The sequence below is a fragment of the Pseudomonas sp. HD57-3 genome, from assembly GCF_056113135.1.
This window is the reverse complement of the sequence record NZ_CM148568.1, coordinates 1,276,842-1,289,066: the sequence shown is the minus strand read 5'-3', so window position 1 is coordinate 1,289,066 and position 12,225 is coordinate 1,276,842. Positions and strand designations below refer to the sequence as shown.

Genomic DNA, 12,225 nt, shown 5'->3' with positions numbered 1-12,225 from the left:
ACTGTGGATAACCTTGGGGAAGGCGTGAGCTCGACAGTCCTGTAAAAAGTTGGGTGCAGCGTATCGAGGGGGGCAAGATTAAGGAAATACGGTTTAACAATCCAGCTCATAGGTGGTCTCTATACCGACACACTGACGAGATGGACGTCTTTGTTACAGTGAATGTCGATCCCGCTGCCGCGCTTTCACAGGTTCTGCAAAGTCGGTAAGGTCGGCGCGTTTTCCCTTGCTCGGAGCACCTTATGCCCGCCCCTGTTCTGTCCGGCCCGCAATACCTGCGCGAAGGCCTCAAACTGGTCTTGAGCCCGGGCCTGCGCCTGTTCGTGCTGCTGCCGCTGGCCATCAACCTGGTGCTGTTCGTCGGATTGATCTATCTGGCCGGCCACCAGTTCAGCCTGTGGGTCGACACACTGATGCCGTCGCTGCCCGAATGGCTGAGTTTCCTCAGTTACATCCTGTGGCCGCTGTTCGTGGTGCTGGTGGCGTTGATGGTGTTCTTCACCTTCACCATGCTGGCCAACGTGATCGCCGCACCGTTCAACGGCTTCCTCGCGGAAAAGGTTGAAGTGGTGGTGCGCGGCACCGACGACTTCCCGGCCTTCAGCTGGGGTGAACTGATCGCCATGATCCCGCGCACCCTCGCCCGGGAAATGCGCAAGCTCGGTTACTTCCTGCCCCGGGCGATCGGCCTGTTCATCCTCTCGTTCATCCCGGTGGTGAACATCGTCGCCGCACCGCTGTGGCTGTTGTTCGGGGTGTGGATGATGGCGATCCAGTACATCGACTACCCGGCGGACAACCACAAGCTGGGCTGGAACGAAATGCTCGCCTGGCTGCGTCAGAAACGCTGGCAAAGCATGAGCTTTGGCGGGATCGTTTATCTGGTGTTGCTGATTCCGGTGGTCAACATCCTGATGATGCCGGCCGCCGTGGCTGGCGCGACGCTGTTCTGGGTGCGTGAGCGCGGGGCCGAGAATCTGGTGACGCAGCGCTGAGTCACAAATCCATCATCCGAACGTCACAACCACGACATGGCCTCAGCCGACACTGAGGTCATGACGACAGCTCTACATATCACCCTCATCAGCGAAACCTTCCCACCGGAAATCAACGGCGTGGCCAATACCCTTGGCCGCTTGTGCGACGGTTTACGCGCACGCGGGCATCGGGTTGAACTGGTGCGACCGCGTCAGGCTGACGATCCGCAGCGCACTGAGGACGACTCGCTGCTGCTGTGCCGGGGCTGGCCGTTGCCGGGTTATCCGGGGTTGCAATGGGGTCAGTCGTCGATGCACAAGTTGCTGCGGCGCTGGACGCGCCAGCGCCCGGACGTGCTCTATATCGCCACGGAAGGTCCGCTCGGGCTGTCGGCACTGCGCGCAGCGCGCCGTCTGGGCATTGCGGTGGTCAGCGGCTTTCACACCAACTTCCAGCAATACACCCACCAGTACGGGCTTGGATTGCTGACGCGTTTGCTCACCCATTACCTGCGCTGGTTTCACAATCGTTCGGCCATGACCCTGGTGCCGAGCGTCAGCCAGCGCCTGGAGCTGGAGCGCCGGCATTTCGAACGCCTGGCGCTGCTGTCCCGGGGTGTCGACAGCCAGTTGTTTCATCCAGCCAAGCGCCTGAATGCCTTGCGTGAGCAATGGGGTCTTGGCGAGCGAGACATTGCTGTCATTCACGTAGGACGCCTGGCACCGGAGAAGAACCTCGGCCTGCTCAAGCGCAGTTTCGAAAAGCTCGCCGGTACTTATCCACAGCGCAATCTGAAGCTGATCGTGGTCGGCGACGGGCCGCAACGAATGGCACTGGAAAAGGAACTGCCCGAGGCGATTTTCTGCGGCTCGCAACGGGGCGAAGCGCTGGCGGCGCACTATGCGTCAGGGGATGTGTTCCTGTTTCCGAGCCTGACCGAAACCTTCGGCAACGTCGTGCTGGAAGCGCTGGCCTCGGGCCTTGGGGTGGTGGCCAACGATCAGGCCGCGGCGGCCCAGCATATTCGCCATGGCTACAACGGCGTGCTGGCGATGCCCGGGGATGAAGAGGCGTTCTGCGAGGCTGCGGCGTGGCTGCTGGAAGAGGATGAACGGTTGCGCTGCGTGCGCCTGAACGCACGCCAACACGCCAGCCGCCAGGGTTGGGCGGCCATCGTCGAACAGTTTGAAAACCATTTGCTGGGGGCTTGCCGCGACTTGCGCGACAAGCCGCCCACGGCGATCAAACCAGCGTCATCAACGCCTCACGGCTGAACGGCAGAATGTCCTGCTCGCGGCCTTCGCGCACTTTCTGCGCCCAGTCCGGATCGACCAGCAGCGCACGCCCCACCGCCACCAGATCGAACTCGTCGTTGTTCAGACGCTCCAGCAGTTTTTCCAGACTGGCCGGTTGCGCGACCTTGTCGGTGTTGACCATGAATTGCAGGAACTCGCCATCGAGGCCGACGCTGCCGACGGTGATGGTCGGTTTGCCGGTCAGTTTGCGTGTCCAGCCGGCCAGGTTCAGGTCGGAACCGTCGAATTCCGGCTCCCAGAAACGGCGCGTCGAGCAGTGGAAAATGTCCACGCCAGCGTCGGACAACGGCTTGAGGAATTCGCCCAGCGCTTCGGCGGTTTGCACCAGACGCGCGGTGTAGTCCTGCTGTTTCCACTGCGAGAAGCGGAAGATGATCGGGAAGCCTTCGCCAACAGCGGCGCGTACGGCCTGAATCAGCTCGATAGCGAAACGCGAACGGTTGGCCAGGCTGCCACCGTATTCGTCGGTGCGCTGGTTGCTGCCTTCCCAGAAGAACTGGTCGATCAGGTAACCGTGAGCGCCGTGGATTTCCACGCCGTCCATGCCGATGCTTTGGGCATCTTTGGCAGCTTGGGCGAAGGCGGCGATCACCTCCTGGATGTCCTGTTTGGTCATGCCGTGTACGACGACCTGACCGTCCTTGAGTTTTTCCGACGGGCCGTAACCCGGCACGCTCGCGTCCGGCTCGGTGCCCAGACGGCGTACATTGCCGACGTGCCACAGTTGCGGAACGATCTTGCCGCCTTCGGCGTGCACCGCGTCCACGACTTTCTTCCAGCCAGCGAGCGCAGCTTCACCGTAGAAGTGCGGCACGTTCGGGTAGCCGTTGGAAGCCTGGTGGCCGACGGTGGTGCCTTCGGTGATGATCAGGCCGACACCGGCCGCTGCGCGACGACGGTAGTATTCGATCACTTTGGAATTGGGTACGCCGCCCGGGGAAAACGAGCGGGTCATCGGCGCCATGACCACGCGGGTCGGCAGTTCGAGGGCACCGAGCTGGAACGGTTTGAACAGGGCTTGCACGGGCATGGGAGGCTCCACGAAAAATTGATCGACGGGCATGCGATTCATATGACGGCGATAATATGCGGAGTTCCAATCAACCGATAGCACTATTGATCTGAATGATTAAGGGTCAAAAGGCAGGCGAAAAAAATCGCAGCTCGAGGGCTGCGATTTTTGTGTTTCAGCTCAAGGCTTTTTCAATCGCCGTAATCACCGAAGGATCATCCGGCGCCGTGCGCGGCGAGAATCGGGCCAGTACCCGACCGTCCTTGCCGAGCAGGAATTTCTCGAAATTCCAGGTGATGTCACCGGGAAACTCCGCGCCCTCGCCCGCCAGCAGGCGGTAGAGCTGATGACGGTCGTGACCGTTGACTTCGAGCTTTTTCGACAACGGAAAACTCACGCCATAGTTGAGGCTGCAGAATTCCTGGATCTCCTGCTCACTGCCCGGTTCCTGACCGGCAAACTGGTTGCACGGCAGGCCCAGCACACTGAAGCCTTTGCCTTTGTATTGCTGATAGAGGTTTTCCAGCGCCGCGTACTGTGGGGTCAAGCCGCATTTGGAGGCGACGTTGACCACCAGCACGACTTGGCCCTTGAAGGGTGCCAGCGGTAGCTCCTGACCATCCAGGGCTGTCAACTTAAGGTCGTGAAAAGCACTCATGACGAACTCCAGATTCCCGTTTTCTACTCGAAACAGCCACTTGGCGAGGCCACCAAGGACAGCCGCGGACTAAAAAGGCGCCCTCGGGCGCCTCTCCAGTACTCGAAGCTTAGCGCAGAAAATCAGTGGTGATGGCCACCTTCGCCATGGACGTGACCATGAGCGATTTCTTCCTGGCTGGCGTCACGGATGGCAACGACCTTCACTTTGAAGTTCAGGCGCTGACCGGCCAGCGGGTGGTTGCCGTCGACAGTGACGTCGTCGCCGTCCAGGTCACGGATGGTGACGATCTGCATCTGGCCGTCCGGCGCCGAAGCGTGGAACTGCATGCCGACTTCCAGCTCGTCAACGCCTTCGAACATGCTGCGGCTCAGGGTGCTGACCAGTTCAGCGGCGTATTCGCCGTAGGCATCTTCCGGCTCGACGGAAACGTCCAGCTCGTTGCCGACTTCTTTACCTTCCAGGGCTTTTTCCAGGCCCGGGATGATGTTGCCTGCGCCATGCAGGTAGACCAGCGGAGCGCCGCCGGCGGAGCTGTCGATGACCTCACCAGCGTCGTTGGTCAGGGTATAGTCGATGGAGACAGCCTTATTGGCGGCGATCAGCATGGGGCGAGACCTTTTGCATAAGAATGAAGAACGGACAAGTCTAAACAAGGATTTGCCCGAAAGCGAACAGAACCCGGACAGACGGGATCGATTGGCGCCCGTGACCGTCACCGGATTCCATCAGGACGAGGACGGCCACTGGGTCGCCGAGCTGTCCTGCGGCCACACCCAGCACCTGCGCCACCTCCCGCCCTGGCAGTCCCGGGCCTGGGTCCTGGACGCTGCGCAACGTATTGAAAAAATAGGCCAACCCTTTGCTTGCGGTTGGTGCGCTCAAGGCTCGGTTAGCGATAACCTTGACGACTGAAATTCGGCAGATCGGCACACAGAGACGATCGCCATTGCCATGCACCCTTAGAGAATCCGCATGCAAACTTTTTTTATCGCGCCCACCGACTTTGGTGTGGGTCTGACCTCCATCAGCCTCGGGCTGGTGCGTACGCTGGAGCGGGCCGGGCTGAAAGTCGGCTTCTTCAAACCGATTGCCCAGCCGCATCCGGGCGACACCGGCCCTGAGCGCTCCACCGAACTGGTGGCCCGCACCCACGGCCTGAAACCGCCGCAACCACTGGGCCTGGCCCACGTCGAGCGGATGCTCGGCGACGGTCAGCTCGACGAGTTGCTCGAAGAAATCATCACCCTCTACCAGCAGGCCGCCATCGGCAAAGACGTGCTGGTCGTCGAAGGCATGGTGCCGACCCGCAGCGCCAGCTATGCCGCGCGGGTCAACCTGCACCTGGCCAAGAGCCTGGATGCCGAGGTGATTCTGGTCTCGGCCCCGGAAAACGAAGTGCTGACCGAACTGTCCGGCCGCGTCGAGTTGCAGGCGCAACTGTTCGGCGGGCCGAAAGACCCGAAAGTCCTCGGCGTGATCCTCAACAAGGTCAAGACCGACGAAAGCATGGACGCCTTCGCCGCGCGTCTGAAAGAGCATTCGCCCTTGCTGCGCACCGGTGATTTCCGTCTGCTCGGCTGCATTCCGTTCCAGCCCGAACTCAATGCCCCGCGCACCCGCGACGTCGCCGACCTGATGGGCGCCCAGGTGCTCAACGCCGGCGACTACGAAACCCGGCGCATGACCAAGACCATCATTTGCGCGCGCACCATGCGCAACACTGTGGACCTGCTCAAGCCCGGCGTGCTGGTGGTGACCCCCGGCGATCGCGACGACATCATCCTCGCCGTCAGCCTAGCCGCCATCAACGGCGTACCGCTGGCCGGCCTGCTACTGACCAGCGACACCCTGCCCGATCCGCGCATCATGGATCTGTGCCGTGGCGCGTTGCAGGCTGGCTTGCCGGTGCTGTCGGTGAGCACCGGCTCCTACGACACCGCCAACCTGCTCAACGGCCTGAACAAGGAAATCCCCGTCGATGACCGCGAGCGCGCCGAGATCATCACCGACTTCGTCGCCAGCCATCTGGATGCCAACTGGCTGCACCAGCGTTGTGGTACGCCACGGGAAATGCGCCTGTCGCCAGCCGTGTTCCGTTATCAATTGATTCAACGCGCCCAAGCCGCCAACAAACGCATCGTCCTGCCCGAAGGCAGCGAGCCGTTCACCGTGCAAGCGGCGGCGATCTGTCAGGAGCGCGGGATTGCCCGTTGCGTGTTGCTGGCCAAACCGGCAGACGTCGAAGCCGTCGCCCGTGCCCAGGGCATCGTGCTGCCGCCGGGGCTGGAAATTCTCGATCCGGACCTGATCCGCGAGCGCTACGTCGAACCGATGGTCGCCCTGCGCAAGAGCAAAAGCCTCAACGCGCCGATGGCCGAGCAGCAACTGGAAGACACTGTGGTGATCGGCACCATGATGCTGGCGCTGGATGAAGTCGACGGCCTGGTCTCCGGCATCATCAACACCACCGCCAACACCATCCGCCCGGCCTTGCAGCTGATCAAGACCGCGCCGGGCTGCACGCTGGTGTCGTCGGTATTCTTCATGCTGTTCCCCGAGGAAGTGCTGGTCTACGGCGACTGCGTGATGAACCCACACCCGAGCGCCAGCGAACTGGCCGAAATCGCCCTGCAAAGCGCCGACTCGGCCGCCGCATTCGGCATCACCCCACGCGTGGCGATGATCAGCTACTCCAGCGGCGAATCGGCCACCGGCGAAGAAGTCGAGAAGGTCCGCGAAGCCACCCTGCTCGCCCACGAACAACAGCACTCGCTGCTGATCGACGGCCCGTTGCAATACGACGCCGCCGCCAACGAAACCGTCGCCCGACAACTGGCGCCGAACAGCCAGGTGGCCGGTCGCGCCACAGTGTTCGTGTTCCCTGACCTGAACACCGGCAACACCACCCACAAAGCCGTGCAGCGCAGCGCCGATTGCGTGAGCCTCGGCCCGATGCTGCAAGGCCTGCGCAAACCGGTGAACGACCTGCCGCGCGGCGCGCAGGTCGACGACATCGTCTACACCATCGCCCTGACCGCGATTCAGGCTGCCAACCGACCTCTGGATATCTGACCCGATGCTGGCTTTTCTCCCTGCCACCCTGCGCGGCGTAATCGCCGCGCTGCTGCTGGCGCTGAATACGATTCTGCTGTGCTCGTTCCTGTTTCTCGTGGCACTGATCAAAGTGCTGCCGTTCGACCTCGCACGCCGCGCCTCGCGCTGGCTGATGAGCCACACCCACGAAGCCTGGATCAGCAACAACAAAGGCTGGATGAACCTGGTCCGCCGCACCCGCTGGCACCTCAGCGGCCTGCAAGGCCTGGACTATCAACACTCGTACCTGATCACCAGCAACCACCAGAGCTGGGTCGACATCCTGGTGCTGCAATACGTGCTCAACCGACGCATCCAGCCGCTGAAGTTCTTCCTCAAACAGGAACTGATCTGGGTGCCAATCATCGGCCTGGCGTGGTGGACCCTGGGCTTCCCGTTCATGAAACGCTATTCAAAAGCCTATCTGGAAAAACACCCGGAAAAGAAAGGCAAAGACCTCGAAACCACCCGCAAGACCTGCGCGAAATTCCGCGACAACCCGGTAGGCATCTTCAACTTCGTCGAAGGCACACGCTTCACCGAAGGCAAGCACGCACAGCAGCAATCACCGTTCAAATACCTGCTCAAACCCAAGGCCGGCGGCATCGCGTTCGTACTGGATGCGATGGGCGAACAACTGGAATCGATCGTCAACGTCACCATCCACTACCCGGGCGGCCGCCCTGGCTTCTGGGACCTGCTGTGCGGCAACGTCCGAGACGTAGTAGTGCACTTCGAAGAACTGAAAATCCCACCCCAGTTCATCGGCAAAAACTACGACCAGGACGGCGAATACCGCCTGCAATTCCAGGGCTGGATCAACCAGCTGTGGCAAGACAAGGATGCATTGCTCGAGCAGATGCACCGCGAATATCCCAACCGACGCTGATCCCCCCTGTGGGAACACCTGACAGAAATTGGTCGTCTGTCAGGCCGGCTCCCACAGAAAAACAGTTCGCTTCTCGCTTTCCGCTTCCCACCACTCAACACAATGAGCGTTAGCTCGAGTACCGCTGTTGACGTGCCGGCCCCATCGGCAGGCTGAGTGGAGGGATTCATCCGGGGGTGGGAGCGCAGCGACCGTGCGGCGCAGCCGCATGCATCGAGAGGAGGTGCAGCGAAGCAAACCGTAGGCGATGCCCCCCCGGATGAATCCCGGAACGAAGGAACCCCGAGCCCAAGCGAGGGGCCGAACGCCGGGGCCCAGACCTTTGGTTACTTTGGGGCGTTTGCCAAAGTGACCCGCCGTAAGGGCGGAACCATAATCCGCAACACCCGAAGAAACGGATATTCACACAACAAAAAAAGCCCACCGATAATCACTCATCGGCGGGCTTTTTCATTCGCAGCTAACGCTTAAATCGCGCCACGCTTACGCAACAGCTCCAACACCTGCTTCACACTTTCATCCAGCGACAACGACTGGGTATCAATCACCAGATCAGCATCCAGCGGCACGTCATACGGGAACGACTCACCCGGAATGTTATCGCCACCCGCAGCATACAACCCTTGCGGATCACGCTCAGCGCACACAGTCGGCGAAGCCTGAACATAAACCGTCAGCAGACGATCCTTGCCAATCAGATCCTTGGCCTTCTCGCGACCTTCCGCACTCGGCGCCACAAATGCCGCCAGCGTCAGCAGACCGGCTTCGTTGAACTGACGGGCTACATGCGCCGCACGGCTCCAGTTTTCAGTGCGACCCGCGCGATCCTGCGGCAGACCCTTGTTGAGGTCATGACGCAGGTTCTGGCCATCCAGCACAAACACCGCCCGACCCAGATCGAACAACTTGCGCTCGACTGCGTAAGCCAGCGTGCTCTTGCCCGCGCCGGACAGGCCGCTGAACAGCACGGTAGCCGGTTGCTGACCGAAACGCTGAGCACGTTCTTCGGTCGCTACATGGGCCAGTTTGCCGTGATGCGTCGCCGTGCCATGGGTCACCGGCTGAGCGACGATCATGCCGGCGCCGACGGTGCCGTTGGTCAAACGGTCAATGATGATGAAAGCGCCGGTGGTGCGGTTGCTGTCGTAACCGTCGAGGGCGATCGGCGCGTCGAGCGCGATCTTCACCTTGCCGATTTCGTTGAGCTGCAACGCGCTCGCCGGGCCTTCTTCGAGGGTGTTGACGTCGACCTTGTTGACGATGCTGGCGATGGAGCCCGGCACGTAACTGGTAGCGCGCTTGATGTCGTATTTCTTGCCCGGCAGCATCGGCTCTTCAGCCATCCACACCAGCATCGCTTCGAAGCTATCGGTGACCGGCGGAACGTTGTCGGCATGGACCAGCAGGTCGCCACGGGAAATGTCGATTTCGTCTTCCATGGTCAGCGTTACCGCCTGGCCAGGACCTGCGTGTTCCAGCTCACCTTCGAAGGTGACGATGGATTTCACGCGGCTGCTCTTGCCCGACGGCAGGACCACGACTTCGTCGCCCTTCTTGACGATGCCGCTGGCCAGGGTGCCGGCGAAACCGCGGAAGTTCAGGTTCGGACGGTTGACGTACTGCACCGGGAAACGCAGATCGGTGAAGTTGCGATCGCCCGCCACTTCCACGGTCTCGAGGATTTCCATCAACGACTGGCCGGTGTACCACGGCGAGCGCTCGGACTTGTTCACCACGTTGTCGCCCTTCAGAGCGGACATCGGCACGAAGTGCATGCTCGTCGGCTTCATCTTCAAGCCTTCGGCGAACTTCAGGTAGTCGGCCTTGATCGACTCGAACACGCCCTGATCGAAGCCCTTGAGGTCCATCTTGTTGATGGCGACAACGATGTGTTTGATGCCCAGCAACGAGGCGATAAAGCTGTGGCGACGGGTCTGGGTCTGCACGCCGTAACGGGCGTCGACCAGGATGATCGCCAGGTCACAGGTGGACGCACCGGTGGCCATGTTGCGGGTGTACTGCTCATGGCCGGGGGTGTCGGCGATGATGAATTTGCGCTTGGCAGTGGAGAAATAGCGGTAGGCGACATCGATGGTGATGCCCTGCTCACGCTCGGCCTGCAGGCCGTCGACCAGCAATGCCAGGTCGATGTCGTCACCGGTGGTGCCGACTTTCTTCGAATCGCGGGTGATGGCTTCGAGGTGATCTTCGTAGATCATCTTCGAGTCGTGCAGCAGGCGCCCGATCAGGGTGCTCTTGCCGTCATCGACGTTACCGCAGGTCAAAAAGCGCAGCAGCTCTTTACGTTCGTGCTGGCCCAGGTAGGCGAGGATGTCCTCGCTGATCAAATCAGATGCGTGCGACATGACAACCCCTTAGAAATAACCCTGACGTTTCTTGTCTTCCATCGAGCCTGCGCCATCGTGGTCGATGACCCGGCCCTGGCGCTCGGAAGTTCGCGTCAGGAGCATTTCCTGAATGATGTCCGTCAGGCTTTCGGCCTCGGACTCCACCGCGCCCGTCAACGGGTAGCAGCCAAGGGTACGGAAACGCACTTTCTTTTTGACGATGCGCGCCTTGTCCTCGTCAGACAGGTGCTCGAGGATGCGCTCGTCGTCGATCATGATCAGCGTGCCGTTCTTCTCGATCACTTCGCGTTCAGCCGCGAAGTACAGCGGTACGATCGGGATGCCTTCGAGGTAGATGTACTGCCAGATGTCCAGCTCGGTCCAGTTCGACAACGGGAACACACGAATGGATTCGCCCTTGTTGACCTTGCCGTTGTAGACGTTCCACAGCTCGGGACGCTGGTTCTTCGGGTCCCAGCGGTGTTTGCTGTCACGGAACGAGTAGACGCGCTCCTTGGCGCGGGACTTCTCTTCATCGCGACGGGCACCGCCGAAGGCTGCGTCGAAACCATGCTTGTCGAGCGCCTGCTTGAGGCCCTCGGTCTTCATGATGTCGGTGTGCTTGGCGCTGCCGTGGGTGAACGGGTTGATGTTCTGCGCCACGCCATCGGGGTTGATGTGGGTGATCAGGTCCAGGCCCAGTTCTTCGACCATCTTGTCGCGGAACTTGTACATTTCCTGGAATTTCCAGCGGGTGTCGACGTGCATCACCGGAAACGGCAGTTTGCCCGGGAAGAACGCCTTGCGTGCCAGATGCAGCATCACGGCGGAGTCTTTACCGATGGAGTACAGCATCACCGGGTTGTCGAACTCGGCGGCCACCTCGCGGATGATGTGGATGCTTTCCGCCTCCAGCTGTTTCAGATGCGTCAGTTTGTCGACCATGGCTACTCACGAAAGCTTTCTTATGAACGGCCAGCGGGCCGTGTTCGAGCGAGGAATCCTAGCACAGCGACCTCTTCTAATCAGGACGCCAACTAGATCGAAAGGGTATATGAATATGCCCGCCCGTTCGGGTGCTTTCAGGCAAAAGTCAGATCGGATTCGGGCAGTCGATGAAGATATGCTCGAGGGCAAAACGCTTCGCCAGATAGTCACCCAGCGCCTGCACGCCATAGCGTTCGGTGGCGTGGTGGCCGGCGGCAATGAAGCTGATGTCGTTTTCACGGGCGCTGTGGAATGTCTGCTCGGAGGCTTCGCCGCTGAGGAACAGATCGACGCCGGCCGCGATGGCGTTGTCGATGTAACCCTGCCCGCCACCGGTGCACCAGCCGACCCGACGGATCATCGCGCTGCCTTCGACCAGCAGTGGCTCGCGGCCCATGACTTCCTGCACTTTGCGGGCGAAGTCACGCGGGGTCATCGGCTCGCTCAGCGAACCAACCAGGCCGACAATCTTCAGGTTGTCCGGATCCAGCGGCCCTTCGACAGTGATGTCCAACTGACGGGCCAACTGCACGTTATTGCCGACGTCCGGATGCAGATCCAGCGGCAGGTGATAACCGAGCAGACTGATGTCGTGCTTGAGCAGCGTCTTCAGACGGCGCTGCTTCATGCCGGTAATGCACGGGTTCTCGCCCTTCCAGAAATAACCGTGATGCACCAGCACCAGATCGGCTTCGGCCTCGACGGCGGCATCGAGCAACGCCTGGCTGGCGGTGACGCCGCTAACGATGCGCATCACTTGCGGGCGACCCTCGACCTGCAGGCCGTTGGGGCAATAATCGGCAATTTTCGCACTGCCGAGGTAACGGTCGGCTTCTTCGACCAGGGTGCTCAGGGCGACGGCCATGAAAGACTCCTAAATATCCCGTTCAGAGGCACGCGCGGCCTCGTATAATGCGCGACATTATGGGCGGTCTGACCCC

General features: G+C 60.9%; 11 protein-coding genes. 5 read left to right on the top strand and 6 right to left on the bottom strand.

The window, feature by feature from the left end:
* Positions 1–242: 242 nt before the first annotated feature.
* Together cysZ and AC0R79_RS05675 are read left to right on the top strand one after the other, a co-directional pair.
* Positions 243–995: a sulfate transporter CysZ gene (cysZ, locus tag AC0R79_RS05680; RefSeq protein WP_011332493.1), complete on the top strand. Its 753-nt coding sequence runs from the start codon at positions 243–245 to the stop codon at positions 993–995.
* Between the two features lie 36 nt (positions 996–1,031).
* A complete protein-coding gene (locus AC0R79_RS05675) occupies positions 1,032–2,252 on the top strand; it encodes a glycosyltransferase family 4 protein (protein WP_474733603.1) in 1,221 nt (406 codons plus the stop codon).
* Here the strand turns inward: AC0R79_RS05675 and AC0R79_RS05670 are convergent.
* The 3 genes from AC0R79_RS05670 to AC0R79_RS05660 form a co-directional block, all read right to left on the bottom strand.
* Positions 2,221–3,324: an NADH:flavin oxidoreductase gene (locus AC0R79_RS05670; RefSeq protein ID WP_127796942.1), complete on the bottom strand. Its 1,104-nt coding sequence runs from the start codon at positions 3,322–3,324 to the stop codon at positions 2,221–2,223. The two genes, AC0R79_RS05675 and AC0R79_RS05670, sit on opposite strands and share 32 nt — an antisense overlap.
* Positions 3,325–3,481: 157 nt before the next feature.
* Positions 3,482–3,964, bottom strand: coding sequence for a glutathione peroxidase (locus AC0R79_RS05665; protein WP_007959082.1), 483 nt, complete (start codon positions 3,962–3,964; stop codon positions 3,482–3,484).
* A 122-nt stretch (positions 3,965–4,086) separates the two neighbouring features.
* Positions 4,087–4,572, bottom strand: a complete 486-nt coding sequence (locus AC0R79_RS05660; RefSeq protein WP_007959084.1) for an FKBP-type peptidyl-prolyl cis-trans isomerase — start codon at positions 4,570–4,572, stop codon at positions 4,087–4,089.
* Here AC0R79_RS05660 and AC0R79_RS05655 point away from each other — a divergent pair.
* Genes AC0R79_RS05655 through AC0R79_RS05645 form a run of 3 tightly spaced genes read left to right on the top strand, consistent with a single transcriptional unit; the run spans position 4,571 to position 7,949 of the window.
* Positions 4,571–4,879, top strand: coding sequence for a DUF3565 domain-containing protein (locus tag AC0R79_RS05655; protein WP_085608179.1), 309 nt, complete (start codon positions 4,571–4,573; stop codon positions 4,877–4,879). The two genes, AC0R79_RS05660 and AC0R79_RS05655, sit on opposite strands and share 2 nt — an antisense overlap.
* Positions 4,880–4,939: 60 nt before the next feature.
* Entirely contained in the window at positions 4,940–7,039 is a 2,100-nt protein-coding gene (gene pta / locus AC0R79_RS05650; RefSeq protein ID WP_007959085.1) for a phosphate acetyltransferase, read from the top strand.
* A gap of 4 nt (positions 7,040–7,043) precedes the next feature.
* Entirely contained in the window at positions 7,044–7,949 is a 906-nt protein-coding gene (locus tag AC0R79_RS05645; protein WP_474733599.1) for an acyltransferase, read from the top strand.
* Positions 7,950–8,416: 467 nt separating this feature from the next.
* Here the strand turns inward: AC0R79_RS05645 and cysN are convergent, their stop codons facing one another.
* The 3 genes from cysN to AC0R79_RS05630 all read right to left on the bottom strand — a co-directional run bounded on the left by cysN (position 8,417) and on the right by AC0R79_RS05630 (position 12,149).
* On the bottom strand, positions 8,417–10,315 hold the full coding sequence (gene cysN, locus AC0R79_RS05640; RefSeq protein WP_474733598.1) for a sulfate adenylyltransferase subunit CysN: 1,899 nt from the start codon (positions 10,313–10,315) through the stop codon (positions 8,417–8,419).
* A 9-nt stretch (positions 10,316–10,324) separates the two neighbouring features.
* Complete coding sequence (gene cysD / locus AC0R79_RS05635; RefSeq protein WP_007912374.1) at positions 10,325–11,242, bottom strand: sulfate adenylyltransferase subunit CysD; 918 nt, start codon at positions 11,240–11,242, stop codon at positions 10,325–10,327.
* Between the two features lie 148 nt (positions 11,243–11,390).
* Positions 11,391–12,149 carry a Nif3-like dinuclear metal center hexameric protein gene (locus tag AC0R79_RS05630; RefSeq protein WP_011332485.1) on the bottom strand — a complete coding sequence of 253 codons (759 nt, stop codon included), beginning with the start codon at positions 12,147–12,149 and terminating at the stop codon, positions 11,391–11,393.
* Between the last annotated feature and the right edge of the window lie 76 nt (positions 12,150–12,225).

Excerpts from the sequence above, each read along its gene's own strand:
- AC0R79_RS05655 (WP_085608179.1), top strand. The coding sequence starts at position 4,571 with ATGGGGCGAGACCTTTTGCATAAGAATGAAGAACGGACAAGTCTAAAC.
- AC0R79_RS05665 (WP_007959082.1), bottom strand. The coding sequence starts at position 3,964 with ATGAGTGCTTTTCACGACCTTAAGTTGACAGCCCTGGATGGTCAGGAG.
- AC0R79_RS05660 (WP_007959084.1), bottom strand. The coding sequence starts at position 4,572 with ATGCTGATCGCCGCCAATAAGGCTGTCTCCATCGACTATACCCTGACC.
- cysN (WP_474733598.1), bottom strand. The coding sequence starts at position 10,315 with ATGTCGCACGCATCTGATTTGATCAGCGAGGACATCCTCGCCTACCTG.
- AC0R79_RS05645 (WP_474733599.1), top strand. The coding sequence starts at position 7,044 with ATGCTGGCTTTTCTCCCTGCCACCCTGCGCGGCGTAATCGCCGCGCTG.
- cysZ (WP_011332493.1), top strand. The coding sequence starts at position 243 with ATGCCCGCCCCTGTTCTGTCCGGCCCGCAATACCTGCGCGAAGGCCTC.
- cysD (WP_007912374.1), bottom strand. The coding sequence starts at position 11,242 with ATGGTCGACAAACTGACGCATCTGAAACAGCTGGAGGCGGAAAGCATC.
- pta (WP_007959085.1), top strand. The coding sequence starts at position 4,940 with ATGCAAACTTTTTTTATCGCGCCCACCGACTTTGGTGTGGGTCTGACC.
- AC0R79_RS05630 (WP_011332485.1), bottom strand. The coding sequence starts at position 12,149 with ATGGCCGTCGCCCTGAGCACCCTGGTCGAAGAAGCCGACCGTTACCTC.
- AC0R79_RS05670 (WP_127796942.1), bottom strand. The coding sequence starts at position 3,324 with ATGCCCGTGCAAGCCCTGTTCAAACCGTTCCAGCTCGGTGCCCTCGAA.
- AC0R79_RS05675 (WP_474733603.1), top strand. The coding sequence starts at position 1,032 with ATGGCCTCAGCCGACACTGAGGTCATGACGACAGCTCTACATATCACC.